The 26,916-nt window shown below is 36.4% G+C and carries 23 protein-coding genes and 1 pseudogene; 5 read left to right on the plus strand and 19 right to left on the minus strand.

Annotation, left to right across the window (positions count from 1 at the left end):
• Nucleotides 1-102: 102 nt before the first annotated feature.
• The 15 genes and pseudogenes from L6469_RS05095 to L6469_RS05165 all read right to left on the minus strand — a co-directional run bounded on the left by L6469_RS05095 (nucleotide 103) and on the right by L6469_RS05165 (nucleotide 19,407).
• The gene (locus tag L6469_RS05095) at nucleotides 103-1,449 is read right to left on the minus strand and encodes a citrate/2-methylcitrate synthase (RefSeq protein ID WP_006283131.1); all 1,347 of its coding nucleotides are present in this window, start codon (nucleotides 1,447-1,449) and stop codon (nucleotides 103-105) included.
• 3 nt (nucleotides 1,450-1,452) lie between these two features.
• Nucleotides 1,453-3,756 carry an aconitate hydratase gene (locus tag L6469_RS05100; RefSeq protein WP_006283130.1) on the minus strand — a complete coding sequence of 768 codons (2,304 nt, stop codon included), beginning with the start codon at nucleotides 3,754-3,756 and terminating at the stop codon, nucleotides 1,453-1,455.
• Nucleotides 3,757-4,154: 398 nt separating this feature from the next.
• The gene (locus L6469_RS05105) at nucleotides 4,155-5,072 is read right to left on the minus strand and encodes a hypothetical protein (RefSeq protein ID WP_039870963.1); all 918 of its coding nucleotides are present in this window, start codon (nucleotides 5,070-5,072) and stop codon (nucleotides 4,155-4,157) included.
• Nucleotides 5,059-6,905 (minus strand): annotated as a pseudogene (locus tag L6469_RS05110) (peptidase U32 family protein). Before L6469_RS05110 ends, L6469_RS05105 begins: the two are co-directional and overlap by 14 nt.
• 21 nt (nucleotides 6,906-6,926) lie before the next feature.
• The gene (gene metA, locus L6469_RS05115) at nucleotides 6,927-7,844 is read right to left on the minus strand and encodes a homoserine O-acetyltransferase MetA (RefSeq protein WP_006283126.1); all 918 of its coding nucleotides are present in this window, start codon (nucleotides 7,842-7,844) and stop codon (nucleotides 6,927-6,929) included.
• A gap of 121 nt (nucleotides 7,845-7,965) precedes the next feature.
• Nucleotides 7,966-9,999, minus strand: coding sequence for a M13 family metallopeptidase (locus tag L6469_RS05120; protein WP_039870934.1), 2,034 nt, complete (start codon nucleotides 9,997-9,999; stop codon nucleotides 7,966-7,968).
• 26 nt (nucleotides 10,000-10,025) lie between these two features.
• Complete coding sequence (locus L6469_RS05125) at nucleotides 10,026-12,005, minus strand: ABC-F family ATP-binding cassette domain-containing protein (RefSeq protein WP_074803073.1); 1,980 nt, start codon at nucleotides 12,003-12,005, stop codon at nucleotides 10,026-10,028.
• 113 nt (nucleotides 12,006-12,118) lie between these two features.
• Complete coding sequence (gene rplT / locus L6469_RS05130) at nucleotides 12,119-12,463, minus strand: 50S ribosomal protein L20 (RefSeq protein ID WP_006281736.1); 345 nt, start codon at nucleotides 12,461-12,463, stop codon at nucleotides 12,119-12,121.
• 38 nt (nucleotides 12,464-12,501) lie between these two features.
• Nucleotides 12,502-12,699 carry a 50S ribosomal protein L35 gene (gene rpmI / locus L6469_RS05135; protein WP_039869836.1) on the minus strand — a complete coding sequence of 66 codons (198 nt, stop codon included), beginning with the start codon at nucleotides 12,697-12,699 and terminating at the stop codon, nucleotides 12,502-12,504.
• Between the two features lie 135 nt (nucleotides 12,700-12,834).
• Nucleotides 12,835-13,461, minus strand: coding sequence for a translation initiation factor IF-3 (gene infC / locus L6469_RS05140; protein WP_006281737.1), 627 nt, complete (start codon nucleotides 13,459-13,461; stop codon nucleotides 12,835-12,837).
• Nucleotides 13,462-13,595: 134 nt separating this feature from the next.
• Complete coding sequence (gene thrS, locus L6469_RS05145; RefSeq protein WP_006281738.1) at nucleotides 13,596-15,560, minus strand: threonine--tRNA ligase; 1,965 nt, start codon at nucleotides 15,558-15,560, stop codon at nucleotides 13,596-13,598.
• A gap of 237 nt (nucleotides 15,561-15,797) precedes the next feature.
• Nucleotides 15,798-17,798 (minus strand): tetratricopeptide repeat protein, encoded by a 2,001-nt coding sequence (locus L6469_RS05150; RefSeq protein ID WP_006281739.1) that lies wholly within the window; start codon nucleotides 17,796-17,798, stop codon nucleotides 15,798-15,800.
• Nucleotides 17,799-17,860: 62 nt separating this feature from the next.
• The gene (gene def / locus L6469_RS05155; RefSeq protein WP_006281740.1) at nucleotides 17,861-18,418 is read right to left on the minus strand and encodes a peptide deformylase; all 558 of its coding nucleotides are present in this window, start codon (nucleotides 18,416-18,418) and stop codon (nucleotides 17,861-17,863) included.
• Between the two features lie 51 nt (nucleotides 18,419-18,469).
• Nucleotides 18,470-18,889 (minus strand): Holliday junction resolvase RuvX, encoded by a 420-nt coding sequence (ruvX, locus tag L6469_RS05160; protein WP_006281741.1) that lies wholly within the window; start codon nucleotides 18,887-18,889, stop codon nucleotides 18,470-18,472.
• 29 nt (nucleotides 18,890-18,918) lie between these two features.
• Nucleotides 18,919-19,407: an SPOR domain-containing protein gene (locus L6469_RS05165; protein ID WP_006281742.1), complete on the minus strand. Its 489-nt coding sequence runs from the start codon at nucleotides 19,405-19,407 to the stop codon at nucleotides 18,919-18,921.
• A 227-nt stretch (nucleotides 19,408-19,634) separates the two neighbouring features.
• Between L6469_RS05165 and L6469_RS05170 the strand changes: the two genes are divergently transcribed.
• Genes L6469_RS05170 through L6469_RS05180 form a run of 3 tightly spaced genes read left to right on the plus strand, consistent with a single transcriptional unit; the run spans nucleotide 19,635 to nucleotide 20,469 of the window.
• Nucleotides 19,635-19,847 carry a YtxH domain-containing protein gene (locus L6469_RS05170; protein WP_006281743.1) on the plus strand — a complete coding sequence of 71 codons (213 nt, stop codon included), beginning with the start codon at nucleotides 19,635-19,637 and terminating at the stop codon, nucleotides 19,845-19,847.
• A gap of 18 nt (nucleotides 19,848-19,865) precedes the next feature.
• Complete coding sequence (locus L6469_RS05175) at nucleotides 19,866-20,231, plus strand: hypothetical protein (protein ID WP_027452891.1); 366 nt, start codon at nucleotides 19,866-19,868, stop codon at nucleotides 20,229-20,231.
• Complete coding sequence (locus tag L6469_RS05180) at nucleotides 20,221-20,469, plus strand: hypothetical protein (RefSeq protein WP_027452892.1); 249 nt, start codon at nucleotides 20,221-20,223, stop codon at nucleotides 20,467-20,469. Before L6469_RS05175 ends, L6469_RS05180 begins: the two co-directional genes overlap by 11 nt.
• A 260-nt stretch (nucleotides 20,470-20,729) precedes the next feature.
• Here L6469_RS05180 and L6469_RS05185 read toward each other — a convergent pair whose 3' ends face one another.
• From L6469_RS05185 to L6469_RS05195, 3 genes are read right to left on the minus strand one after another with little or no spacing between them, the layout of a single operon-like run.
• Nucleotides 20,730-21,515 carry an MBL fold metallo-hydrolase gene (locus L6469_RS05185; protein ID WP_006283407.1) on the minus strand — a complete coding sequence of 262 codons (786 nt, stop codon included), beginning with the start codon at nucleotides 21,513-21,515 and terminating at the stop codon, nucleotides 20,730-20,732.
• Nucleotides 21,515-22,543 carry a UDP-N-acetylmuramate dehydrogenase gene (murB, locus tag L6469_RS05190; RefSeq protein WP_006283406.1) on the minus strand — a complete coding sequence of 343 codons (1,029 nt, stop codon included), beginning with the start codon at nucleotides 22,541-22,543 and terminating at the stop codon, nucleotides 21,515-21,517. Before murB ends, L6469_RS05185 begins: the two co-directional genes overlap by 1 nt.
• Nucleotides 22,544-22,574: 31 nt before the next feature.
• Nucleotides 22,575-23,429, minus strand: a complete 855-nt coding sequence (locus L6469_RS05195; RefSeq protein WP_006283405.1) for a DUF4348 domain-containing protein — start codon at nucleotides 23,427-23,429, stop codon at nucleotides 22,575-22,577.
• A gap of 147 nt (nucleotides 23,430-23,576) precedes the next feature.
• Here L6469_RS05195 and pheS point away from each other — a divergent pair, with 147 nt between their 5' ends.
• A complete protein-coding gene (gene pheS / locus L6469_RS05200) occupies nucleotides 23,577-24,617 on the plus strand; it encodes a phenylalanine--tRNA ligase subunit alpha (RefSeq protein WP_006283404.1) in 1,041 nt (346 codons plus the stop codon).
• Nucleotides 24,618-24,710: 93 nt separating this feature from the next.
• On the opposite strand, the gene L6469_RS05205 is transcribed toward pheS, so the two are convergent.
• On the minus strand, nucleotides 24,711-25,208 hold the full coding sequence (locus tag L6469_RS05205; protein ID WP_006283403.1) for a cob(I)yrinic acid a,c-diamide adenosyltransferase: 498 nt from the start codon (nucleotides 25,206-25,208) through the stop codon (nucleotides 24,711-24,713).
• 180 nt (nucleotides 25,209-25,388) lie between these two features.
• Between L6469_RS05205 and L6469_RS05210 the strand changes: the two genes are divergently transcribed.
• Entirely contained in the window at nucleotides 25,389-26,849 is a 1,461-nt protein-coding gene (locus L6469_RS05210) for an SLC13 family permease (protein WP_006283402.1), read from the plus strand.
• Nucleotides 26,850-26,916: the final 67 nt, after the last annotated feature.

The following is a 26,916-nucleotide window of genomic DNA, read 5'->3' on the forward strand; positions in this document are numbered from 1 at the left end:
ATACTTTATTTCTCACAAAACGCAAAAAAGTTAGAAGATAAATACCATATCGATTTACTTCTAACTTTTTATTAATATACTATAATTACTTGACAAGTATAATTATCGTTTGGAAATTGGAATATATTCTTTTTCGTCAAGAACGTTCTTATATGCAGGACGAATAATTCTTCTACCAGCAAAATTCAGTTCCTCGATACGATGCGCTGTCCAGCCTACAATACGAGCCATTGCAAAAATTGGAGTATAAATTTCTTGAGGAAGACCGATCATTTCATATATGAAACCACTATAGAAATCCAAATTTGCACAAACAGGCTTATTACCCTGACGGAATTTTGTCAAACATTTAATACCCTCTTGCTCTATAAGCTTCAAAAATTCGTATTCCTCCACTCTCCCCTTTTCTTTAGCAAGTTCGCCAGCCAATTTCTTAAGTTCAACAGCACGAGGGTCGCTCATTGTATACACGGCATGACCAATTCCATAAATCAAGCCAGTTTTATCATAAGCTTCTTTATTAAGCATACGATTTAAATAGGTATCTATTTCATCTAAGTTAGTCCAATCCTTGATCTGCTCTTTTAAGTGATGAAACATATTAATTACCTTAATGTTAGCTCCTCCATGTAAAGGTCCCTTTAAAGAACCAATACCTGCAGCAATACTTGAATATGTATCAGTTCGAGTACTACTTGTAACACGAACGGTGAAAGTAGAGTTATTACCACCGCCATGCTCGGCCTGAATAATCAAAAGCAAATCAAGCATACGTGCATCGAGTTCTGTATAATGATTATGCTTCAGCATAAAAAGGAAATTTTCTGCAATACTCAAATTCTCACGAGGGTGACGAATGTGCAAACTTCTACCCTGCACACCATGGCGATAGATATTATACGCATATGCAACTATCGTTGGAAATTTTGCAATCAACTCAATACTCTGACGCATCAAATTATCTCTACTAATATCATCTGGATTTGGGTCAAAAGTATACATTTCCAAGACACATCGCGCCAAAATATTCATGATATTATTGCCTTCCAAATCTATGATATGCACGATTGTACGATGATCCAAAGGCATATTATCGTTGAGAAGTTCACTAAAAGCCGACAATTCCTCTTTGTCAGGAAGTTTTCCTGAAAGCAAAAGATATGCAATCTCCTCAAAACCAAATCTTTTTTCTTTGAGCAGTGGAGCTACTAAATCATCAAGCTCATAGCCACGATAATAGAGTTTTCCAGGACATGGTGTTAACTTTCCATCTTCAGCACGATTATAACCAACAACATTACCTATATTCGTCAAACCCACAAGTACACCACTTCCGTCGTCATTACGAAGACCTCGCTTTACACCATACTTAGAAAAGAGTTCGGTATCAATTTTGCAAGAATTCTTTACTTCATCAGATAATTTATAGATTAGATATTCTTTCTTCATTATTTAAATTCCTTTCATTTTTGCATAATTCAAAGCCGATCCAGCCTTAAACCATTCTATTTGGGTATCATTGTAAGTATGAGCAGCATCAAACTGTTCTACACTTCCATCTTTATGCTTCAATGTAATTTGAATATTACGACCAGGGGCAATATTATTCAAACCGGTCACAGAGACTCTATCATCTTCCTGAACCTTATCATAATCATTTTTGTTAACAAATGTCAACGCCAACATACCTTGTTTTTTAAGGTTTGTTTCATGGATTCTTGCAAAGCTTTTTGCCAAGACCACCTTTACATTAAGGAATCTTGGTTCCATTGCTGCATGCTCACGACTTGAACCTTCACCATAGTTATCTTCTGCCACAACAATTGAAGATACATGCTGGGCTTTATAAGCCTTTGCTGAAGAAGAAACCTCTTCGTAATTACCATTCAACTGATTTTTAACCTTATTATTTTCTCCATTGAAAGCATTTACAGCACCCATCAGCAAATTATCTGAAATATTCTGAAGATGCCCTCTAAACTTCAACCAAGGACCTGCCATTGAAATATGGTCAGTAGTACACTTTCCTTTTGTTTTGATTAACACTGGCATATTCTCAAAATCATTGCCATCCCAAGGCTCAAATGGAACTAACCGCTGTAAGCGATTACTATCAGGAGAAATTACCACATCAATATCTTTATGACCTTCAGAAGGAGCTATAAAGAGAGAATATTTTTCTAAAGCTTCAACACCCTTTACATTTTCATCAGAAGCACATTCAAATCCTTTAGGCGGGAATGCAAAACCTTGGGGTTCATCCAGCAATACAGGATTACCATCTCTATCCAACAGTGTATCTGTAGCAGGATTAAAGTCCAAACGACCAGCAATAGCTAAAGCGGTTGTCATTTCAGGACCACCAATAAAAGCATAAGTATTAGGATTCTGATCAGCACGACGTCTAAAGTTACGATTAAAAGATGTAACAATAGCATTCTTACGAGTATTATCATCTGTATGACGCTTCCACTGACCAATACATGGACCACATGCATTAGTCATAATAAGCGCACCTATACGTTTGAAATCATCAAGAATTCCATCCCTTTCTGCAGTATATCGTATCTGTTCAGATCCAGGGTTAATGATTAATTGACCTTTTACAGGAATATTCTTCTCATAAGCTTGTCGAGCTATAGAAGCTGCTCGAGCCAAATCTTGGTAACTTGAATTCGTACAGCTACCAATAAGACCTACTTCCACTGTCATTGGATAATCATTAGCAGGTCCCTTGGCCTTCATATGACTAATTGGTGTAGCTGCATCTGGAGTAAAAGGACCATTGAGATGAGGTTCAATTTTACTCAAATCGATTTCTACAATTTGATCATAGAATAACTCTGGATGTTCATAAACTTCATCATCTGCACGTAACTCTGCTGCATTCTGCTGAGCAAGTATAGCAATTTCTTCACGTCCTGTTTTACGTAAATATTCATCAGCATTCTCGTCAAAAGGAAACAAAGAGCAGGTTGCTCCAAGCTCTGCTCCCATATTACAAATGCTAGCCTTACCTGTAGTAGAAAGATCCTTCAATCCATCACCATAATATTCAAGAATAGCATTAGTACCACCCTTAACTGTAAGAATACCCAAAATTTTTAAAATTACATCTTTTGGACTTGCCCATCCAGAAAGATGACCTGTAAGATGTACACCTATTAAACGAGGCATTTTAAGTTCCCAAGGCTGTCCAGTAAGCACATCTACAGCATCAGCACCACCAACACCAACAGCAACCATACCTAAACCACCTGCATTAGGTGTATGAGAATCTGTACCAACCATCATACCACCAGGGAAAGCATAATTTTCCAATATTACCTGATGAATGATACCTGCACCAGGAGCCCAAAAACCGATATGATACTTTTGAGATACTGACTTTAGAAAATCGTATACCTCTTTGTTTGTTTGACATGCTAAAGGGAGATCTTTGTCTGCACCTACATCAGCACGAATTAAGTGGTCGCAGTGAACACTTGCAGGAACGGCAACTTTGTCTTTACCAGCATTCATAAACTGAAGCAAAGCCATTTGAGCAGTTGCATCTTGCATAGCCACACGATTAGGACGAAAATTGACATAAGATTCACCACGCTTAAAAGGCTTCAAATCTTCAAAATCATAAATATGAGCATAAAGAACCTTTTCTGCATAGGTCATTGGTCTCTTCATCACATTCTTGGCAGCCTTTACCGTTTCCGAATAGGAAGCATAAAAGCTTCTCAACATATCAATATCCAAAATCATAATCGTTGTTCACCTATTAGTTTATTTATTAATTGGTTGCAAATATACAAATATATTTTCAATTTGAAAGAATAAAGACTAAATTATTTAGCAAAATGAAATGAAAAATGTTATTTCTTGAATATTTAGCACAAATTACTCAACAGAATATACATTACTTACATCTATAAAAAATCGAGTAGGAAGAAAATGAAGTTATTTTCTTCCTACTCGATTTTTCCAATCTCTCATACCACGGTACGTACAGATCCACATACAGCAGTTATTCGTATTATCTATACATTTGATTTTATAGCTTTTGATAGCCCAAAGCATAGGTATTATAAGGTAAAAACATTGTAACTACGCTATAAAAGAAAGATAGTTATGAAATACTTACTTTTTGAATCTAGTCTGTTTTATATTTTTATGGATATTGAATAATAAAAATACCATATTAGAAGAATATAGCCAACAAAATATAGAGTACTAACACTAAATACTATATAATCCACTGCACATACTGCAAGAAGACCAAATAGATATAGCATACCATCTCCAATAGGTAGCTTTCTTGAAACCTCATCAATACACGCAATCCCTACAATCAACATAAGCCAAACTGAACTTAAAAAGATAGACAGTATACCTGGAACTGCAAAAGGATTCAGAGTTGGATGAAAATAAAATTCTTGCCAGGTATCTGGGGTAAACATCTGGATACTAGCATAGAAAGCTGCAGAAGATGCCACTATCAATACTAATGCTGTAGGATAATAACTATCAATATCATTAAAATGTATGATTTTTGCATCACTATTGACAATTCTTCTAAATAAGTAAACCACCCCTATTAATACGATAACTATTAAAAATATCAGCAAATGGATATCAGAAAACAGAGATATAAACTGAGAGATAGGATCATCAGGCACGACTTTATGTAACATACTGCTTTCATGTATCCATCCGAACATTGATGTTTCGGTTCCTAATTGAATCCAAACAGAATCTACACTGTCAGTTGGTACAATACGAATATCGGAAACTACTAGATGATCATATTTCTTGACTGTAAAAGAATCTGTTAACATGTTGCTAAGTTTTTCTTCTGGCAACTGTCTCATCAACTCCATACTGTCAGCTTTGACCACAAAGTTATAATTGTTCGTATAATGATGAATTGTTCTAAAATCTATAGAGTCCTGTTGTTTTTCGCTCAATTCAACAAAAGGCTTTTCCTTTAAATGATGATGATGGCGACTCTTATAGCAACTACTCAAAGAAAAAGCTGCTATGAAAAGCAATAGTAAAATATAGATTCTAGTTCTCTGCATATACATTCATTTGACATTCCGAACATTTAAATTCTAATCTGAATCTGCGTCCATCAGATAATTCCAGCCGTAAAGGCTCATGCCAAGATGGAACTTCACCACCTCGTTTTACACAATAGCCTAAAGAATATCTGATACAATGGCGACATTGCATAATCAAAGGATTGTTCTGATAAGCATCCAATTCAAAAGCATTACCAATCTGCGACATACCCTGATTTTCATAAAATAACTTGGCAACATGATTACTAATATTATAAAGATAAGGATAATCCTTATACTCAGGCTGCCAAACTAGATTACAAAACTTTTTGTTTTCTTGTAGATTATCAGTGACCGTATCTTTAACCGCTCGTTCAACCAAAAGATTATCAATCGCTTCTCGTCTCAAATCACTAAGAATACTTGAGGGTAAAAAATATCGATCCGCATCCTCTTCGATTTTGATTTCATCACAAATGTACGGCGTATTACCTAATTTTGATAACTGTTTAATAATATTATCACGCTGTGGCTTTTTTGCCAGTTGATGGGCAAATACAACAGATGCCTGTCCCTTCTTACGACCAGAAATAACAGTTAATGAAAAGCCTTCATCCGTCAATGAAAAATACATATTAACAGCCAACTTCCTTACAGCAGTATTCCCTGCAAGTTGTTTTTCAAATGCCATATCATTATTCCGATAGAGCGCAAGCCCCGGACGTAGATGATTTGGCATACGTAAAGGATACAATCTATTACCAACAGCTCTATTCACACGAAAGCCTTCCAGTTCATGTTCATCATTTATAAAACATAACCCATCTCCATTTGCGAAAGTAGCTGTTCCTGCAACATTAAAGCTAGTATGTCTTAACTCCTTCACTCTACCTACATATTCCCCTAAGGCCTTAGGCGTATCAAAACTGGCAATATTTGGTTTTCTACCATTAATAAAATAATCTGTAAACCCCCTATTAAACGTTTTCTTTAGGTTTGGCTCAAAACGATATTCAATAGTTCCTTCCGAAGCTCTACAATATCGATCTGGGTGCTTTTTCACTATTTGATCTAATCTCTGACTATAAGCAGAAACTACATTCTTGACATAAGTAACATCTTTTAACCGACCTTCAATCTTAAAAGAGCAAGCACCAGCCTCTGCCAACGTCTCCAAATTATCTATCTGACACATATCTTTTAGAGACAAGAGATGGCGCTGACGTTCGATAACCTTACCGTCAGAATCTTTTAAATCAAATTTCAATCTACAGAATTGAGCACATTCACCTCGATTAGCAGAACGTTTAAAACAATGTTGAGAAGCATAACATACTCCAGAATAGCTTACACACAAAGCTCCATGAAAAAAACTTCAAGTTCAACATCCGGATTATTTTTGTGAATCTTATTAATTTCTTCTGCAGACAATTCTCTCGCTAACACTACTCGCTTAAATCCCAAAGAATATAGCCAATTTACTTTTTCTGCAGTTCTTGTATCACATTGTGTACTTGCATGAATCTCAACTCCTGCACGATTACAGATATCAATCAGTCCCATATCCTGTATGAGTATACCATCTACGTGAATTTGAGCCAGTTGGTCTATTAATCTTTGAGTATCGTTCAGCTCCTGCTCATAGATTATAGTATTTACAGTCACATATATTTTTGCGCCAAACTGATGAGCATAGCTACATAATTGTGCAATATCATCCACACTATTTCCCGCAGCCTGACGCGCGCCAAAATGTTCAGCACCTATATATACTGCATCTGCACCATGGTCTATGGCAGCAATACCACATTCTAAATTTTTTGCCGGAGCTAATAACTCTAGGCTTCGCATAAGCATAATGTTGTTAAAAGTTTATTTGATATCGTTTATATCATAAGGAGTTTCTTGATAAACATAATAGTCTATCCAATTGCTATAAAAAAGATTTGCAGCTGATCGCCATAGCACCTCTACACCATTTTCTGGGTTATCAGCACGATAATAATTTTGTGGTAAATTCACATCTGAACGTTTCCCCTTATCACGTTTATATTCCAGATCCAATGTATTCGGTGCATATTCCATATGGCCAAGAATATAGAATTCACGACCATTACGTGAGGAAACGATGCTGACTCCAGCATCAGGTGATTCTGCTAAGATCTCCAGATCATTCACTTGACTAATATCCTCTCGACGCACTTCTGTATGACGACTATGAGGCATATAGAAATAATCATCAAATCCACGGAATATCTGAGCTTGAGGATCACACGGATAAGTTTTGAAAACTCCAAATTTTTTCGACTTTAAACTATATTTGGGAATTCCATAGAAATGAAACAATGCAGCCATAGCACCCCAACATAAATAAAGTGTACTTTCTACATGAGTACGAGCCCAATCAAATATTTTGTTAATTTCACTCCAATAATCAACATTCTCATAAGGTATTGTTTCTACAGGAGCTCCAGTAACAATCATGCCATCAAATTTCTGCTTCATAAGTTCAGACGAATCCTTATAAAACATCTTCATATGCTTTACAGGTGTATTTTTAGAAGTATGACTTTTCAACTTCATAAAAAAGATCTCTAACTGAAGAGGCGTATTAGAAAGAAGTCTTATTAAATCCGTTTCTGTAGTTATTTTCAACGGCATTAAGTTAAGAATAACTATTCTTAATGGACGAATTTGCTGATTTTGTGCTCGCGTTTCGTCCATCACAAAAATATTCTCTTTCTTCAGAATCTCTATTGCAGGTAATTTATCTGGTAAATTTAATGGCATTCTAAAAATTCCTTTCTTAAAAAACTAATCCAAATGCAAAGATATACTTTTTTATCGATAAATAAAAAAAAGGATGCCAAAAGATTGACATCCTTACTTTTATATTCAATTTAAATACAATTTACCACAATTCAAGACGCTCATTTTCTGGAATAAACATCTTATCACCTTTCTTAACACCAAAGGCTTCGTACCAAGCTTTAACATGTGGAAGAGCTCCATCTACACGCCATTTACCCAATGAATGAGGATCTCTTTTTACACGGTTGCGTATTTCCTGGTCTGTTATATTTTGCCCCCATACACCAGCATAAGCAACAAAGAATCTTTGTTCTGGAGTAAGACCATTTTTTTCACCAAGTTTTTTCTTTGCTGTTGCATTTTTAAATGCATTATAGGCAACTTGAAGACCACCATGATCAGCTAAATTCTCTCCAAGTGTAAACTTGCCATTTGCATGAAGACCTGGCAATACTTCTATATTATCAAAGAAATCTGCATAGAGCTTAGCTCTTTTCTCAAAGTTCTTACCATCAGAAGCTGTCCACCAGTCTTTTAGATTTCCATCGGCATCATACTGACGGCCCTGATCATCAAATCCGTGTGTCATCTCATGGCCAATTACAACACCAATTGCACCATAGTTAAACGCTTCATCTGCTTTTACATCAAAAAAAGGATACTGTAAAATACCAGCTGGGAAACAAATTTCATTGGTAGTAGGGTTATAATAAGCATTAACCGTCTGTGGAGTCATACCCCATTCATCACGGTCTACAGGCTTACCAACCTTACGTCTAATCATATCTTCCAACATGAATTTACGGCAAGCTGCTTCATTTTCATAAAAACTTTTTTCTGGATCGATAGATAAACTGCTGAAATCTGTCCATTTATTTGGATAGCCAATCTTTACATAGAATTTATCAAGCTTCTTGTGTGCATTAGCCTTTGTTGAATCACTCATCCATGTTTGTGCATCAATACGTTGACCTAGACTGATCTGCAAGTTTTTAACTAATTCTTCCATCTTTTTCTTTGAAGATTCAGGGAAGTATCGTTCAGCATAAAGACGACCTAAAACCTCACCCAACTTTCCTTCAACCTGAGATGTAGCTCTCTTCCACAGAGGATAATCTTCCTTACGACCACTCATCGTCTTACCGAAGAAGTCAAAAGAAGCTTCTCTAATTTTATCGGTAAGTAAACCTGTTGAATGACAAATAACATCCCATAACATTAATGAACGAACTTCATCTGCACTCTGCAAAGAAATTAGCTTATCTAAACCTGTAAAGAATGAAGGCTGACCTACAATTAATTGTTGGAAATACTCACTTTTAATACCTTGAGCATTAAGTTCTGCTTCTAAAGGAATATTTGGATAATTCGCTTTAAACTCAGCTAAAGTCATCTTATTGTAGTTAGCTTGTGGATCACGAAGTTCTGTCATACTCTTAGAGATCAAAGCTACTAAAGTTTCCTGGCGGAAAATATTACCAGCGTAGATTTGAGACTCAGCCTCACTAAAACCATAAAGCTTAAACATCTTGACGATATAATCCTTATAAGCTTCACGAATAGCAACCGTAGCAGAGTCATTATTCAAGTAATAGTCCTTCTGACCTAAAGTAAGTCCACCCTGATACAGATTAAGGATATTTTCCGTAACATTTTTCTGATCAGCATCAAAGAATCCTTCATATTGATCTCCTAAACCATCCACATAATATTTGAGCTGAATTTTTCTCAAATCCTCTTTTGTCTTTGCAGCAACCAACTCCGTTAAAATAGGCTTCACTGGGGCAATACCCTCACGATTTCGACGGTCTACGTCCAAAGCAAGCTTATAATAATCACCAAGTTTCTGCTCTATAGAACCCTTTTTGTATTTCTTTTTTAGAAGTTCACTAAGGATACTATTAATACGTTTATTGTTATCTTCTTGTAATTGATCAAAACTACCAAATCTACTAAAGGCTGCAGGCAACGGATTATTTTTCTGCCAACCACCAGTAGCAAACTCATAGAAATCATCCTGAGGACGTACACTTTTGTTGAAATTCTTTTCAACAAGACCCGATTTATGTTGTGCCTGAGAAGCCATAGGCAAAGCACACATCAACATTATCGGAAGGATCTGTTTCATGTTCATTTTTTATAATTTATTAAGTTACTATATTATTGCAATTCGGCGAGTTTCTCACTGAGAATAAACCAATTATCATTTTCTGCATCCAATCGTTCTTTAATTTCTGCATACTCATTAATAATACTCATATTCGTTGCATTCTCCGGACTCATGAGCATTTCATCCAACTCTTTGATTCGCTTCTCCATTTCTGCAATTTTATTCTCACTCTCCTTTACTGCCTTTTCTGCTTTTCTAATCTTTTTTTGAAGTTCTTTATGCTCTGCATAACTCAACCTCGAAGCTTCTTTTGCAGGATTAGTTATTTTCTCTGAAGACGCAGACTGTTTTATAGTATTACTGCTGCTCATAGCTAATCGATCTTCTACAGTTGGAACATCCGATTTAAAAGCATTCACAGCTGATGTCACTTGTAAACTACTCAACCAGTCATAGATACCGCCCAAGTGTTCTTTCACTCTACCATTACCAAACTCGTAGACTTTACTAACAAGCCCATCCAAGAATTCACGGTCATGACTAACAATAATCGCAGTACCATCAAAAGACTTAATCGCTTCTTTTAGAACTTCCTTACTAGGTATATCCAAGTGATTGGTCGGCTCATCGAGAATCAATAAATTAACAGGCTCTAATAATAGTTTAATCATAGCTAGTCTACTACGTTCACCACCACTTAGAACGCCAACCTTTTTCTCTGATATTTCTCCGCCAAACATAAATGCACCTAGCAAATCGTTTATCATCAAACGAATATCACCAGTTGCAACCTGATCTATAGTTTCATAAATAGTCAAGGATTCATCTAGCATTTGGGCCTGATTCTGAGCGAAATAGCCAATTTGAACATTATGCCCTATTTTAAGGGTTCCTTCAAATGGAATTTGCCCCATAATACACTTGACAAGAGTAGATTTACCTTCACCATTCTTTCCTACAAAAGCAACTTTTTCACCTCTTTTGATAGTTAGATTGACATCTGCAAAAACATTCTTATCATAGTCTTTACGAACATCTTGACAAATCACAGGATAATCACCAGAGCGAAGACATGGAGGAAATTTAAGATGCATAACAGAATTATCAACTTCATCAACCTCTATAGGAACTATCTTTTCCAATTGTCTGATACGCTGTTGCACCTGAACTGCTTTTGATGCCTGATAACGAAAACGATTGATAAAGGCTTCTATATCAGCTATTTCTTTTTGCTGATTTTGATAAGCACGCAATTGCTGCTCACGACGCTCTTTACGAAGAACCAAATACTCATCATACTTAACTCGATAATCTTCTATATGCCTACAAGTTATCTCTATAGTACGATTAGTTACATTATTAATAAAAGCACGGTCATGACTAACTAATACGACAGCACTTGAACTTGTTGCTAAGAATTGCTCCAACCACTGAATACTTTCGATATCAAGATGATTCGTTGGCTCATCCAAAAGTAACACATCTGGTTTTTTAAGAAGAATTTTTGCTAGCTCTATTCGCATACGCCAACCACCTGAAAATTCCTTAGTTGGACGTTCCAAGTCTGCTCTGCTAAAGCCAAGTCCAGATAATGTACGCTCCATTTCAGCCTCATAATTTTCGCCTCCAAGCATAATATAGCGTTCATGCTCTTGCGTAAAATTATCAACTAATTTTGTGTAACCTTCACTTTCATAGTCTGTTCGCTCTGCCAATTCCCGCTGCATTTTATCTAATTTGGCCTTCAACATTACACTTTCAGAAAAAGCCTTTCGGGTTTCTTCGCGAACACTAGTATTATCTTGAAGTTTCATGACCTGAGGAAGATAACCTATCTTGCACTCATTTGGTATGGATACAGTTCCTGATGAAGGTTTTTGCAATCCACATAAGAGCTTGAGCATTGTACTTTTTCCTGCTCCATTTTTTCCCACGAGCGCTATACGATCATGAGGATTAATGACATAATTTACATTTTCAAACAATGGTTTGGCAGCAAACTCTACTGTTAACCCTTCTACTGATATCATTAAAAGCTAATTTTTTAGTTGCAAAGATACAAAATTATAGTGAAAAAATACTTAGCATATACAAAAAAACGCACTTCCTTGTGAGAAGTGCGTTTATATTTAGGTGTAAATAATTACTTTACCTTTTCTACGATTGCCTTGAAAGCTTCTGGATTATTCATAGCGAGGTCAGCAAGAACCTTACGGTTAATCTCGATACCTGCTTTATGAAGAGCACCCATCAACTGGCTATAGCTCATATTCTCAAGACGAGCTGCTGCGTTAATACGCTGAATCCAAAGGGCACGGAAATTACGCTTCTTATTGCGACGATCGCGATAAGCGTATGTCAAACCTTTCTCCCAGGTATTTTTAGCTACAGTCCAAACGTTCTTTCTTGCTCCATAGTAGCCTTTTGTAAGCTTTAAAATATTCTTTCTTTTAGCACGTGAAGCGACGTGATTTACTGATCTTGGCATAATTTTTTCCTTTAATTGTTTTGACTAAAAAGTTTTAATTAGCGAAGGCAGAGCAGATCGCGTACCTGCTTTACGTTTGCATGATCTACGAGAGTCTGGTGAACCAGATTTCTCTTCTGTTTCTTTGTCTTCTTAGTCAGAATGTGACTGTGATAAGCGTGATGACGCTTAATTTTACCGGTACCGGTGAAACGGAATCTCTTCTTTGCGCCGGAATTAGTCTTTACTTTTGGCATTTTTGTTTATTTTAAATTATTTATTAATAACAAGTGGCAACGCATATACCAGGGCGTTACGCACTTTTTTTAAGTCTTATGAAATTTCTGCAGACCTTTTCAAAGTAGTACTACATCAAGTATTACCCCGACCATTTATTCTACGCTTTCGATCTTTCCAGCCTTTGCAGCAGCCTTAGCCTCAGCTTCACGCTTTTCACGATCCACACGCTGTTGGCTCTTTTTTGCCTGTCCTACCTTTTTAGGGGCCATATAAAGGAACATCTTCTTTCCTTCCAACTTAGGCATCTGCTCAACTTTACCAAACTCTTCCAAATCATTAGCGAAGCGTAATAAAAGGACTTCACCTTGTTCTTTAAACAAAATAGAACGTCCACGGAAGAATACATATGCACGTACTTTATTTCCTTCTTCCAAGAATTCTTGAGCATGTTTCAACTTGAACTGATAATCATGCTCGTCTGTCTGAGGTCCAAAACGAATTTCCTTAACCTCAACCTTAACCTGCTTCTGTTTCATCTCTTTCTGACGTTTCTTCTGCTGGTAAAGGAACTTAGAATAGTCTATAAGACGGCAAACTGGTGGCTGGGCGTTTGGAGAAATCTCGACCAAGTCAACACCCTGCTGACGTGCAAGATCCAAAGCTTTACGGGTAGGCATCACCTCTGAGCCCTCGTCACTAACTACACGAACCTCACGGATATGAATCTGTTCATTCACGCGATACTGGTTCTTCAAATTATTTTTGTCGTTCTTCTGCATTAACTTTTATAAAGTCGTTTTTTAATAATCGGGTGCAAATTTACAAAAAAGTCAGGAACTAACAAAATAATTCCTGACCTTTTTACATTATATTTCTGTATTATTTGAAATATTCATAAATAATACCTTACCTTTTAATCATTTGATTCATTGTCAACTACTTTGAGCTGCTCAGCTACCTCTTCATTAATGCGCTTAGCAAATTCTTCCATAGTCATAGAAGCTTGATCGCCACCACCTTGCTTACGCATAGAAACGAGACCACCTTCTGCTTCCTTTTCACCGACAATTACCATATAAGGAACACGTTTTAACTCATTATCGCGAATCTTACGACCTACCTTCTCATTTCTATCGTCAATATAACCACGTACATCGTGCTTATCCAAATATGCCTTTACTTTTTTAGCATAATCATTATATTTCTCTGAAATAGGAAGGATAGCTACCTGGTCAGGTATTAACCACAATGGGAAACGACCTGCTGTATGTTCGATAAGAACAGCAGTAAAGCGCTCTAGACTACCGAATGGAGCACGGTGAATCATAACTGGAGTCTTCTTGGTATTATCTACGTCAGTATATTCCAATTTGAAACGCTCTGGCAAATTATAATCTACCTGAATAGTACCCAACTGCCATCTTCTACCTATAGCATCTTTAACCATAAAGTCAAGCTTAGGACCATAGAAAGCAGCTTCACCTTCTTCTTCAACAGCTTTAAGACCCTTTTCCTTACAAGCCTCACGAATAGCATTTTGACTTTCTTCCCAAATTTCATCAGAGCCTATATACTTTTCAGTATCTTTAGGATCACGCAATGAAATCTGCGCTTCATAATCATTAAAGCCAAAAATAGAGAATACCTTCTGGATAATATCAATATTATTTTCAAACTCAGCTTTTACCTGATCTGGACGAACAAAGATATGAGCATCATCCTGAGTAAATGTACGAACACGAGTCAAGCCATGAAGCTCGCCACTCTTTTCATAACGGAATACCGTTCCGAATTCTGCAATACGAAGAGGAAGATCTTTGTAAGAACGAGGTTTACGAGCATAAATTTCACAATGATGAGGACAGTTCATTGGCTTTAACATATACTCCTCATCCTCTTCTGGAGTATGTATTGGCTGAAATGCATCCTTTCCATAGTGAGCCCAGTGACCAGAAGTAATATACAAATTTTTACTACCAATACCTGGAGTAATTACTTCCTGATAATTATAAGGCTTCAATACTCGACGAAGCAACTCCTGAAGACGGAGGCGTAACTGAGTACCCTTTGGCAACCAAATAGGAAGACCTTTACCTACTCGCTCAGAGAACATAAAGAGTTCCATTTCCTTACCGATCTTACGATGATCGCGTTTCTTAGCTTCCTCAAGCATCACTAGATATTCATCCAGCATTTTCTTCTTTGGAAAAGAGATACCATAAATACGAGTCATCTGCTCACGTTTTGCATCTCCACGCCAGAATGCACCGGCTACACTTGTAATCTTAACAGCTTTGATATCGCCTGTAGATACTAAGTGTGGTCCCTTACAAAGATCTGTAAAGTTACCTTGTGTATATGTAGTAATTGAGCCATCTGCCAAGTCGAGATCTATATGTTCGCACTTATAATCTTGACCGTCAGCCTTAAATTCTTTCAAAGCATCAGCCTTTGCTATTTCCTTACGAACAACTGCCTCATCCTTCTTGGCAAGTTCCTTCATTTTAGCTTCAATCTTTGGAAAATCATTTTCAGAGATAGTTACACCCTTTGGAGGCATAACATCATAAAAAAATCCATTTTCTATAGCTGGTCCAAAACCAAACTGGATACCCGGATAGAGCTCTTGAAGAGCCTCAGCCAACAAGTGCGCAGAAGTATGCCAGAAGGTATGCTTTCCCTGCTCATCTTCGAACTTATAAAGTTCTACTGCAGCGTCCTTAGTGATTGGACGATTCAGTTCAACAACCTCACCATTTACACCGCAAGATACAACGTTGCGAGCGAGAGCCGGTGAAATGCTCTCGGCGATTTGTAACCCAGTTACGCCCTCTTCGTATTCACGAACAGAACCATCTGGAAAAGTGATTTTTACCATAACAAATTAGTATTTCTTTTAATCAAGCACAAAAGTAGAAAGAATATACACAATATCCAAATAAAAAATGAAGAATTTTAAATATAATCAAAATTCTTCATTTTTTATTTGAATATATAGCAATTTAGATTCTATTAAAATACAAGTATTCCTCAGAAAACCAATAAAAAAGGAGATGAATACAAAGATTCATCCCCTATTATATCATACCAGCTAACGTAATAGACAATATCTATCCTATTTTGCCTTGTTCGTACTCACCTTTTTTTCTTTTGAAGCCGACTTTATCAAACTATAAGCATCATAAAGGCCAAGTTCGCCTGCCCGACTTAAATCTTTGACAGCCGATCCAACATCATTACATCTCAACTTGGCTAAACCTCTATTATAATAAGCCTCAGCCAAATTTGGATTAACACCAATAGCCTGACTGAAATACAAAATTGCTTTATTAAAATCTTTTATTGCTGCATAAGCACACCCCATATTATAAAGCAAATAAGCGTTATTCTTTCGCAGATGAATAGCCTGTCGAAGGTCATCATTTATACGAGTAGTATACATACTGCTATTCCTGCCCTGACTTCTATTATAAGCATCCAATTCTGCTAACGAACTGGCTCGTTGCATAAATGCCAAGACATTTGTACTATCCATTCGTATATAATCATCCAAATCGCTTATTGCCTCTTCATAATTATGTATAGTAGCTTGAGCCACTGCTCTTTGCAGCAAGAAGCTGCTTGCGATTTTGGCATCCCTCGTATTTGAAATTTTCTCATTCAACTGCATTACAGTCTTCATAAATGAAGAAGTCTGTTCGGCATCCATTGCTTGAGGTGTACACACTAAATAAATACGTTTCAACGGCTTTTGATGATTATTATAAAGTTCCAAATCTCCATCCACCAACTCGAATGATTTTATTCCGTTCTTATATTTTAAATAAGAAAGTTGGAACATTGGCAAAAATTCTGCAGCAACTTCTCTATTCTGCACTTCACCACGATAAGAATTCTTATATTCTGTTGTCTTTGTTACGATATCATCATCAGCTATTACTAACTGATCATACTTATCGACATCTATATCACTCATACGACGAACCTGGTTCAGTTTCGCCCTGCTCCATCGTTGTTGTACACCTAAATGCTTATTCATCTGCGCTTTGAAGACTCTAAATTCATCAAGTTCTGCTTGATTCCTCATACCAAGTCTTCTATAGCAATTTGCTCTAGCCAACAAACCATTCCAGAAATTAGGAAATTTTTGGATAACACGGCTATAATCACGAATAGCAGCTTTAAGATTTCCTGTTTTATCATTTAATAAAGCACGATTATAAAGAGCTTGAATATTATTAGGCTCAAGCCTCAACACGAAATCAAAATCCTTAATCGCACGATTATCATCACCTAACGTTAATCTCAATAATCCACGATTATAATGAGCTATAAAATTATTAGGGTCCATTTCTACAGCCTTATCATAATCCTCCATAGCCTGACGTAACTTATTCAGATTCACACTAGCCATGGCTCTATAAACATAGTTATTTACGACCTTTGGTTCATAATGAATAGCATTACTAAATGCTTCAAAAGCCACTTTATAACTCTTTCTGGAAAGATGCAATCTTCCACGTATAGCCCAAGCATCACCATTATACGGATCTATTTCTAACGTTTTATCTAACCATTTTGCAGCTGTAGCCGTATCATTTTCCGTAAGATATACTTCAGTCTGAAGACTATACGCATCAGCCATTTGAGGCCACCTTGCCACTATTGAATCCAGCTGGCGATGAGCCGAAGAATAATCCTTTAACTTAACTGCACAATACGCTTTATTAAAAATATATCCACGATTATTTGGATCTCTTTTCAAGGCCTGATCATAATCTGATATAGCCTCTTGAAATTTATCCTGCTTAATACGACTCAACGCTCTAAGATTCCATATATCCGAAATATACGGATTTAATTTTATTGCTTCAGTTTCATCCATTTCTGCACCAGAAAAGTCATCAAGATAAAACTTAGCTACTCCACGGTAATACCAAGGTTCATAAAGATAAGGCTTATAGCTAACACAAATATTAAAATGTTGAATGGCAAGTACATAGTCCTTATAATCGAGAGCTATGCGACCTGCCACTTGTATTCTATCAATATTATATTGTGCATGAACTGCCAGGGTCATAAAGGCAGCAGCAATCAAAGACAAAAATTTTCGCATATTCAGATTTTTTTATACTGATTATAAGCTTCTCAGACCCTTTGAAGAGGTGAAGGATTATCTTATCTTGGTACCTTAGTACGATAAGAACAGCGGAATTTTCCCTTCATAATATTTTTAAGTTTACCTCCTATCATATTCTTACGAAGAGCATTCACTTTATCTACATACATAATACCTTCCAAATGATCGAATTCATGCTGCATAACACGAGCTTTATAGCCTTCCACCCATTCATCATGCTCTACAAAATTTTCATCCATATATTTAACATGAATACGAGTAGGACGCACTACATTCTCGGACAAGCCAGGAATAGAAAGACACCCTTCCTCCATACGAGATTCTTGAGTATCATCGTATTCCAAGATATGCGCATTAATGAAAACCTTACGGAAGCCTTCATATTCAGGAAATTCATCTTTAAGAATATCCAGATCAATTACAACAAGACGAATAGCCTTACCTATCTGAGGGGCTGCCAAACCCACTCCATTACTATTATCCAATGTTTGAAACATATCCTGGATAAGTTGTTTAAGTTCTGGATAATCTGGAGTAATATCCGAAGCCACCTTGCGTAAAACAGGCTGACCATAAACATAAATTGGTAAAATCATATTTTAAATCTGTATAGATTTTATTATAAAAGTGTATACCTTGAAAACGTTTTAATAACGATGTGAAGACATCCAGTCTTCCAAAATAATAGTTGCCGACACTTCATCGACCAAACCTTTATTTTCTCTTCTTACCTTTTTCTTAACGCCACCATCTATCATGGCACGATGAGCAATTACTGAAGTAAAACGCTCATCATAATATTCAATAGGGATCTCCGGATGTGCTTTATGCCATCGATTATAAAAATTTTCAACGCGCCCCATGTTTTCACTTGGCAAACCGTTAGGTTGAGTAGGCTTACCCATAATGATACGCTCTACTCCTTCCTTTTTACAATAATTCTGCAGGAAATCCCATAAATCTACTGTACTGACTGTAGTAAGACCATTTGCGATAATCTGCATCGGGTCTGTCACAGCCAGTCCAGTTCTTTTTTTTCCGTAGTCAATACTCAAAATTCTACCCATAAACCGAGATCGAATCAGAGAGTAATAAATTATTTCTTAAAGAGCAACCATGCATCTGCATACTTACTACGAAGCTGATTGCGGCTTGAAACAGCAGCAGCTTTATCCGCAAAAGTAGTGGCAACAACACGATACATATTACGAGCACTATTATAAGCTATCTGTGCATCATATCCAGCATTTTTCAAAGTACGCTGCATACCTTCTGCATTTGCTTTTAATGAATAAGAACCTACAACCACGCTAAAATTCTTGAGACCAGAACCGCTTACTACTGTAACATCTTCAGAACGTACAGTTGCATTATCAGCATTATCCATAACTGTTGTTTCACTAACCTGCTTGTTTTCAAGAGGAGTTACAACAGGAGCTGCAGTTGCGATTGGCTCATTGGTCTGAGCGGCTTCTTGAGCCTTAGCTTTTTCATAAGCTTTTTTATAAGCACTTTCGCTTGATTTACAACTTGTAAAAGCCATAAAAGCACAAAGACCTGCGCACAATACCAAATATTTCTTCATTTTGCTAATTTTTTGTTAGTTAAATATTCTCTGATTATTAATTTTTGCGAAGGTACAATTTTTTATTCATATTCTTTGCTGACACACGGCAAAAACTTTGTTAAATCAAATTAAAGCACGTAATTTAACAAAAAATGATACTAAAACCTATTATCACTAGAGTTTTTTTAGTATATTTGCTTTCAGATAAATTCTATCAAGTAAATATTAACTTAAAATTAGAGATTATGAAAACATTAGGTTACATTGGTGCTTTTTTAGGTGGTGCAATTGCAGGCGCAGCTTTAGGCTTATTATGTGCCCCAGAAAAGGGAGAAGACACCCGCAAAAAAATTACAGACACAGTTGATGACTTCCTCAAAAAACATGATATTAAATTAAGCAGTAAAGAGGTCGCAGACTTAGTAGACGATATCAAAGATTCTGCAACTGCAGAATAATCACTCTTAATCTTATCTATGTTTAGTAACGATCAGAATATAGAAACTATCGGACAACTGGTAGAGGTACTAAAACACTACATCGGGCTCCAAAAAGAATATGTGATGCTCGATGTAGTAGATAAAATTGTACGATTACTTACAGCAACAGCGATCGCTGTATCTATCATTCTTTTACTTCTGATTTCCCTTATATATATCAGTTTCGCAGCAGCATTCGCTATTGCTCCACATACCGGAATGGCTGGAGCTTTTGCTATTATAGGTGCGATTTATCTCTTCTTTCTATTACTCGTTGTCCTTTTTCGTCAACGTTGGATAGAAAAGCCTCTGGTCCACTTCTTGGCTGGAATTCTACTTGAGAACAATAACAATGAATTGTAACATGATGGATTATAATGATCTCAACGATATCAAGCTAAAAAAAGAACTACTTCGGAATGAAATTCTGAAAGATAACCAAAAAATTGAAAAACTTTGGGGCAAACTTTTCCATAAAGCTCCTCTTTTCGACAAGCAAGCCAAACCTTCAAAAAAGTTAGGAAGTTTATTAAGTACAGGAGCTTCTCTTTTAGATGGAGCTATCTTAGGATGGAAACTTTATCGAAAGTTCAGACCATAAAGAGGTCTTGTCGTTATTCAAACGACAAGACCTCTTTATATAAGAAATCCAAATTTCACTCTTCTCAGAGGGAAATTTGGACGTTAAATTTTTAAAATGATTCGCTAATCAACTTTACCTTAAAACCTTAATTCGATTTATAACCTATATATAACATTAAACGTTTGTATTTCATTTTATTAGTGCAAAGGTAATAATTTTCTATATGAAACACAAAAAAAAGATAAAAAAATTACATCTTTTTTTTGTAATTCAGCAAATTATACATCTATACACATCCCATCATAGGCAAAACATATACCCTCAGGAAGTTTCTTGTTTGCCTCACAATGAATACCAATATCATGAGTAACATGAATAAGGTATACCTTTTGTGCATTAATTTTTTGAGCTAAAGCTATAGCATCGTCTACCAACTGATGACTATGATGGGGCTTATCAAAACGCAAAGCATTAACAACTAGCACCTTTACACCACTCAGATAAGTATATTCTTCATTATCCATAGACTTCATATCTGTAATATAAGCAAACTTCCCAAACCGATAACCTAATATCGGCAATTTATCATGCATCACACTAATCGGAGTGATTTCTATTTCTCCAAAACTAAGCTTTTCATGAGGTTTAATGCTATGAAGTTTAAGCTTAGGAACTCCAGGATAAAGCAAAGAAGCATCTTTAGGAAAACAATAAGGCAACATTTGACGCAAACTAACTATTGCTGTCTCATTTCCAAAAATATTTATATCACCAAAAGCCTTACAATATGGACGCAAATCATCCATTCCCCCCACATGATCATAGTGAGCGTGAGTAACTAAAACTGCATCTATTTTGCGAAATGGGACTTGTAATAATTGCTGGCGAATGTCCGGACCTGCATCAATTAAAATTCTAGTATGCTCATCCTCTATTAATGCTGCGCACCTTAAACGATGATCACGTGGATCTTGAGAGCGACAAACATCACACTCACAACCCAAAACAGGAACACCCTGAGATGTTCCTGTTCCTAATAATGTAATATGAAGAGACTTACTCATTATTTAATATTGACTTCAGGATAAATATCTACACCGAACTTTGTTTTTACATCCCTTTGTATCATTTCACAAAGGTGGATAATATCTTTCCCTTTAGCACCTCCAAGATTTACCAATACCAAAGCCTGCTTATCATGTACACCTGCAGGACCTACATTTTTACCTTTCCATCCACATTGTTCGATCATCCATCCTGCAGGAATCTTATAACTCAATTTGTCAGGTGATGCAACTTCATAATATTTTAAATCTGGAAATTTTGCCTTTAGCTTCTTAAATTGCTCCTCTTCTATAATTGGATTCATGAAGAAGCTACCACCATTGCCCTGAACTTTTGGATCAGGCAATTTAGCTCGACGAATATCAATTATCGCATTGCGAAGAATAGACGCTGTAACTTTTTCAGTATATCCACCTAACCTTTCACGAATGTTTCCATAATCTATATTAGGCTGAAAAGTCAGACTAAGACGATAAGTAACATAAGTAATAACATATTTATCTCGCCACTCATTCTTAAATTTACTTTGCCGGTAACTATATTTACAATCAGCATTGGAAAAACAAACTTTTTTTCCTGTATCAATTTCAATGGCCTCTACCATCTGAATAACATCTTTAGCTTCTGCACCATAAGCACCTATATTCTGTACAGCACTAGCACCAACTTCACCTGGTATTAGGCTCAAGTTTTCCATGCCATAATACCCATGCTCTACACAGTATGCCACGACATCATCAAAGACTTCACCACTTCCACAGCGCACAAATACATCACCACACTTAGCGTCTGTTTTTACGACACCAATACCCTTAATGGCACTATGAAGAACAGTACCTGGATAATCACCTGTAAGAAGCAAATTACTGCCACCTCCAAGTAAAAGTAAGGGAGAATCTTCTTGGGTAAGCGTTTTGACAAATACAGATAATTCCTCTACCGTATCAAACTCCACGAAACGTTTACAATATGCTTCAATGCCAAATGTATTATATGGCAACAAGTTGAAGTTTTTTAAGTCTTTCATTTTAATAAAAATTGAGTCAAAAAAGCCAAAATTAGGTTGTAAGTTGTACAAGTTGCCATTTACCTTTTATGCGACGAAAAGTCAATTCCGTCTCCATACCATTAGCAATACCTCTAATCACAAATATTTTTTGCGTACTTTCGGCATACTTCTGACCATAAACTATATTATATATCATTCCAGCAGGCAACTTAGGTGCAAAAGCTGGCCATGTTTCGGCATCAATATCTCCAGTCATTGTACTAAAATCATCATCAGGATCTGGGCCTGTAAATTTTATAGTAGATGCTAAATGACGAGACTGGAAAGCTGTATCCACTGCAAAATGCTGATAGAACTTGAGGAAACTAGCATTATTATTTTCGAACATAGGTTTCAGATTAATACTAGTCATCATCCATCGGCCATTAATTCGATTAAACAAATATTGCTTAACAGTTTTAATTTTAAAAAATACCTTTTCTATGATTACATGATCAATAGTAGTATCTTTCACCAAATTCATTTGTTTGCGATTATCAAAAATCAGCGTATAATACCCTTGACGCATAAAGAAATGCTCCATTTTCCACTCGGTTTTAGCAATCGACTTTTCGACTTTTCCATTTCTATATACCGGCAGAGGAAAATGAATACGTTCATGCTGCAACTTTTTATTTGCAGAAAAATTGAAGATAAAGTCATCAAAAAGTTCGTCCGCTGCTTTAGGCATAGGAGTTTCTGCTATCAAATTCTCTGCAGAATCCGTTTTTACCGTATCTGCAGCAACGATAGAGTCAATGCTTGTCGAATCTATAGAAGATGGTTTCTTCTCAGAACATCCTGTCGCAGTAAAGCATATGCACAGCACAATTAATGACATGCTTGTTAAAAAAGCTTTCTTCATATATCTAAAATGTAACTGACTTTTGTGTCATTCCCTCAAATCACCGGCAAAAATACAAATAATTTTTTATTCACTATCATTATGTCTAAAATAATTTGTATATTTGCAATCGATTTTCGAAAAAGAATAAAAACGTTTTTACAATATATGTTGCTAGAAAAGATTGAAGCACTTCTCCAAGAAGTGAACAACTTACATGCGCAGAACGCTGAAGAAATTGAGCAACTGCGACTAAAGTATCTCAGTAAGAAAGGTGAAATCAACGCTCTTATGGCAGACTTCCGCAATGTGGCAGCTGACCAAAAGAAAGCAGTTGGTATCAAAATTAATGAACTGAAGCAAACAGCTCTCAATAAAATTAATGAATTGAGAGAAGCTCAAGCTGAAGCTGACGTAACAAGCGAAGATATAGACCTGACACGTACAGCCTATCCTATTAGCCTTGGTTCTCGTCATCCTTTGACTTTGGTAAAGAATCAAATTATTGAAATTTTCAGCCGTATGGGGTTTGTGCTAGCCGATGGTCCTGAAATTGATGATGACTTGCACGTATTTACCAAACTTAATTTTGCTGCAGACCATCCTGCACGCGACATGCAGGACACCTTTTTCATCGAGCAGAGCAATCCTAACGATGTAACCAAGAATGTATTGCTTCGTAGTCACACATCTGGTGATCAGAGTCATTTCATGGAGACACATAAACCTCCATTCCGCATTTTATGCCCAGGTCGCGTATATCGTAACGAAGCCATTTCTGCTCGCGCTCACTGCTTCTTCCATCAAGTAGAAGGTCTATACGTTGACAAAAATGTTAGTTTTGAAGACTTAAAGCAAGTTTTACTTACATTTGCACGTGAAATGTTTGGTCCTGAAACAAAAATACGTCTTCGTCCAAGTTATTTCCCATTTACAGAGCCTAGTGCAGAAATGGATATCAGTTGTGACATCTGTGGAGGCAAAGGATGTTCTTTCTGTAAACATACAGGTTGGGTAGAAATTCTTGGTTGTGGTATGGTAGACCCTAATGTACTCGAGGCTGCAGGCATTGACTCTAAGGTTTATACCGGTTACGCATTCGGTATGGGAGTTGAGCGTATCACAAACTTAAAGTATAAAGTTAGCGACCTTCGTCTCTTCTCGGAGAACGACACGGAGTTCTTGAATGAATTTGAATCTGCTAACTAATCAGTAAATAACAATTGATTTTTAAAAATACAAAGAGGCTACACTTTTACAATGTAGCCTCTTTGTATTTTTCGTTTTTACTATTATATCCTATTATAATAGAGATAGAGCATAAAAATAATCAGAAAGACGATTCATAAATTGCATAATTTCAGGCATTACTGGATATAAACGATTAACCGTCCAAAGTCGACGTTCCCCCGTTCGAGTTTTGGCACGAGCTAGATGTACAAAAGCAGACAAACGATTCTGCCCAGGAAGCACGAATCCAAAGTTTTTTTCTCCAGCAATAAGGTCAATTTCTTTTTCCATACCTGAATTCACTTCTATTAGCATATCCACATCTTTTTTCTGCCTCATTCGCTCATCTGATGCCACACAACTCATCACATACATCAAACACTGCTGAATACGATCTAGCTTTTTCACATGAATATAATCATCTTGCATCAAACTTTTCACAATACCTATTATAGCATTCAGTTCATCCAATTCTCCATTTGCCTCTATACGTACATCATCCTTATCCACTCGTAAGCCTTGAGTTAAAGATGTTTGCCCCTGATCACCTGTTTTTGTATATATTTTCATAAAACCTAGTTTTAGGAGCAAAGATAATAAAATCAGAAATAAATACGATAGATATTTCTAATTTTATTTTTTTAATATTTAAGACGTCAAATTATTTATAAAATCATTGTATCTTAGCCGGAGTTTTGACAAAATAGACACAATACAATGCAATAAATTACCATTTAAAACATAAAGCTTATGGCAAACCCTATTAAAAAAGTATTGACCGGAGATTTTAACAAGCGAAAAGGAATTATGTTTCTTGTTACGGCCTTATTAACCGTTATCGTATGGAATCTTCCTATTGACAGTTTCGGCATTGAAGGCTTGACAATAGTTCAACAGCGCGTTATCGCTATTTTCACCATGGCTGTACTTCTATGGCTTACAGAAGCAATTCCAGCATGGGCTACTTCTGTTACGATTATCTTTGTATTACTATTTTGTGTATCCGACTCTGCATTCAATTTTCTGCAAGGAAGCGAAGGAGAAACAGGAAAATTACTTGATTATCAAGGTATCATGGCATGCTTTGCAGATCCTACTATTATTCTTTTCTTGGGTGGTTTTATCTTAGCTATCGCAGCCACTAAATCTGGACTCGACGTTCTCCTAGCCAAAAATTTAATCAAGCCATTCGGAAAGAAAAGTGAAAATGTACTTTTAGGATTTATCCTTATTACTGGCATTTTTTCTATGTTTATCAGTAATACCGCAACAGCAGCAATGATGCTTACTTTTCTCACCCCTGTTTTTCGCTCGTTACCAGCCAATGGCAAAGGACGCATAGCTCTGACTATGGCAATTCCTATCGGTGCAAATCTTGGTGGTATGGGAACCCCCATCGGAACACCACCTAATGCATTTGCCTATAAAACGTTGGAAAGTCTTGGCATGACAATAGGTTTCGGCCAATGGATGATGATCATGGTACCTATGGTGCTTATCATGCTGATAATTGCTTGGTTTATCGTTAAAAAACTATTTCCATTCTCACAGAAAAACATAGAACTCAATATAGAAGGAAACATTCAGTGGAACTGGCGAACTTATGTAGTTGCGTTCACATTTGGACTTACCATATTTCTGTGGATTGCAGGAAAATCTCTCTTCGGCATCAATGCTAACACCGTCGCGATGTTACCCATCGCCATATTTGCTTTCACTGGAGTAATTAATTCTGAAGATTTGAGAGATATCGATTGGGGAGTAATTTGGATGGTAGCCGGTGGATTTGCTTTGGGATTAGCAATGAACGGTACTGGACTGGCGGAAAATGCAGTCAAGAGTATTCCATTTGCAAACCTCAACCCGCTGCTTATCCTCATAGTCAGTGGTTTGGTATGCTACACCCTTAGCAATTTTATTTCAAATACTGCAACCGCTGCTTTACTCATCCCTATCCTTACTGTTGTATGTCAAGGTATGGGTAACAGTCTAAATCCTATCGGTGGAACTGCTACTGTACTTATCGGCATAGCTATAGCAGCTTCTACAGCGATGTGTCTTCCTATTAGTACACCACCTAATGCTATTGCTTACAGTACTGGTTTAATTAAGCAGAATGATATGCTTAAAGCTGGTCTTATAACAGGTATAGTTTGTCTTGTTATAGGATATATTACTCTCATCTCGTTCTGTAAATTAGGAATTCTATAAGATAAATAAACATATCGTGAATACATAAAAGGTAAAATCTCAATAAGGGGTGACATATTTCATTTCA

It is taken from the genome of Segatella baroniae B14 (assembly GCF_022024235.1).
GTDB classification, from domain to species: Bacteria; Bacteroidota; Bacteroidia; order Bacteroidales; family Bacteroidaceae; genus Prevotella; species Prevotella bryantii.

What these genes read in the sequence shown, in the direction of transcription:
- L6469_RS05165 (WP_006281742.1), bottom strand. Translation starts at nt 19,407, where the DNA reads ATGAAGAAATATTTGGTATTGTGCGCAGGTCTTTGTGCTTTTATGGCT.
- pheS (WP_006283404.1), top strand. Translation starts at nt 23,577, where the DNA reads ATGTTGCTAGAAAAGATTGAAGCACTTCTCCAAGAAGTGAACAACTTA.
- L6469_RS05185 (WP_006283407.1), bottom strand. Translation starts at nt 21,515, where the DNA reads ATGAGTAAGTCTCTTCATATTACATTATTAGGAACAGGAACATCTCAG.
- L6469_RS05120 (WP_039870934.1), bottom strand. Translation starts at nt 9,999, where the DNA reads ATGAACATGAAACAGATCCTTCCGATAATGTTGATGTGTGCTTTGCCT.
- L6469_RS05105 (WP_039870963.1), bottom strand. Translation starts at nt 5,072, where the DNA reads ATGCAGAGAACTAGAATCTATATTTTACTATTGCTTTTCATAGCAGCT.
- L6469_RS05195 (WP_006283405.1), bottom strand. Translation starts at nt 23,429, where the DNA reads ATGAAGAAAGCTTTTTTAACAAGCATGTCATTAATTGTGCTGTGCATA.
- rpmI (WP_039869836.1), bottom strand. Translation starts at nt 12,699, where the DNA reads ATGCCAAAAGTAAAGACTAATTCCGGCGCAAAGAAGAGATTCCGTTTC.
- L6469_RS05205 (WP_006283403.1), bottom strand. Translation starts at nt 25,208, where the DNA reads ATGAAAATATATACAAAAACAGGTGATCAGGGGCAAACATCTTTAACT.
- ruvX (WP_006281741.1), bottom strand. Translation starts at nt 18,889, where the DNA reads ATGGGTAGAATTTTGAGTATTGACTACGGAAAAAAAAGAACTGGACTG.
- infC (WP_006281737.1), bottom strand. Translation starts at nt 13,461, where the DNA reads ATGCAGAAGAACGACAAAAATAATTTGAAGAACCAGTATCGCGTGAAT.
- L6469_RS05170 (WP_006281743.1), top strand. Translation starts at nt 19,635, where the DNA reads ATGAAAACATTAGGTTACATTGGTGCTTTTTTAGGTGGTGCAATTGCA.
- L6469_RS05125 (WP_074803073.1), bottom strand. Translation starts at nt 12,005, where the DNA reads ATGATATCAGTAGAAGGGTTAACAGTAGAGTTTGCTGCCAAACCATTG.
- L6469_RS05210 (WP_006283402.1), top strand. Translation starts at nt 25,389, where the DNA reads ATGGCAAACCCTATTAAAAAAGTATTGACCGGAGATTTTAACAAGCGA.
- L6469_RS05100 (WP_006283130.1), bottom strand. Translation starts at nt 3,756, where the DNA reads ATGATTTTGGATATTGATATGTTGAGAAGCTTTTATGCTTCCTATTCG.
- L6469_RS05175 (WP_027452891.1), top strand. Translation starts at nt 19,866, where the DNA reads ATGTTTAGTAACGATCAGAATATAGAAACTATCGGACAACTGGTAGAG.
- thrS (WP_006281738.1), bottom strand. Translation starts at nt 15,560, where the DNA reads ATGGTAAAAATCACTTTTCCAGATGGTTCTGTTCGTGAATACGAAGAG.
- rplT (WP_006281736.1), bottom strand. Translation starts at nt 12,463, where the DNA reads ATGCCAAGATCAGTAAATCACGTCGCTTCACGTGCTAAAAGAAAGAAT.
- L6469_RS05150 (WP_006281739.1), bottom strand. Translation starts at nt 17,798, where the DNA reads ATGCGAAAATTTTTGTCTTTGATTGCTGCTGCCTTTATGACCCTGGCA.
- metA (WP_006283126.1), bottom strand. Translation starts at nt 7,844, where the DNA reads ATGCCATTAAATTTACCAGATAAATTACCTGCAATAGAGATTCTGAAG.
- murB (WP_006283406.1), bottom strand. Translation starts at nt 22,543, where the DNA reads ATGAAAGACTTAAAAAACTTCAACTTGTTGCCATATAATACATTTGGC.
- def (WP_006281740.1), bottom strand. Translation starts at nt 18,418, where the DNA reads ATGATTTTACCAATTTATGTTTATGGTCAGCCTGTTTTACGCAAGGTG.
- L6469_RS05180 (WP_027452892.1), top strand. Translation starts at nt 20,221, where the DNA reads ATGAATTGTAACATGATGGATTATAATGATCTCAACGATATCAAGCTA.
- L6469_RS05095 (WP_006283131.1), bottom strand. Translation starts at nt 1,449, where the DNA reads ATGAAGAAAGAATATCTAATCTATAAATTATCTGATGAAGTAAAGAAT.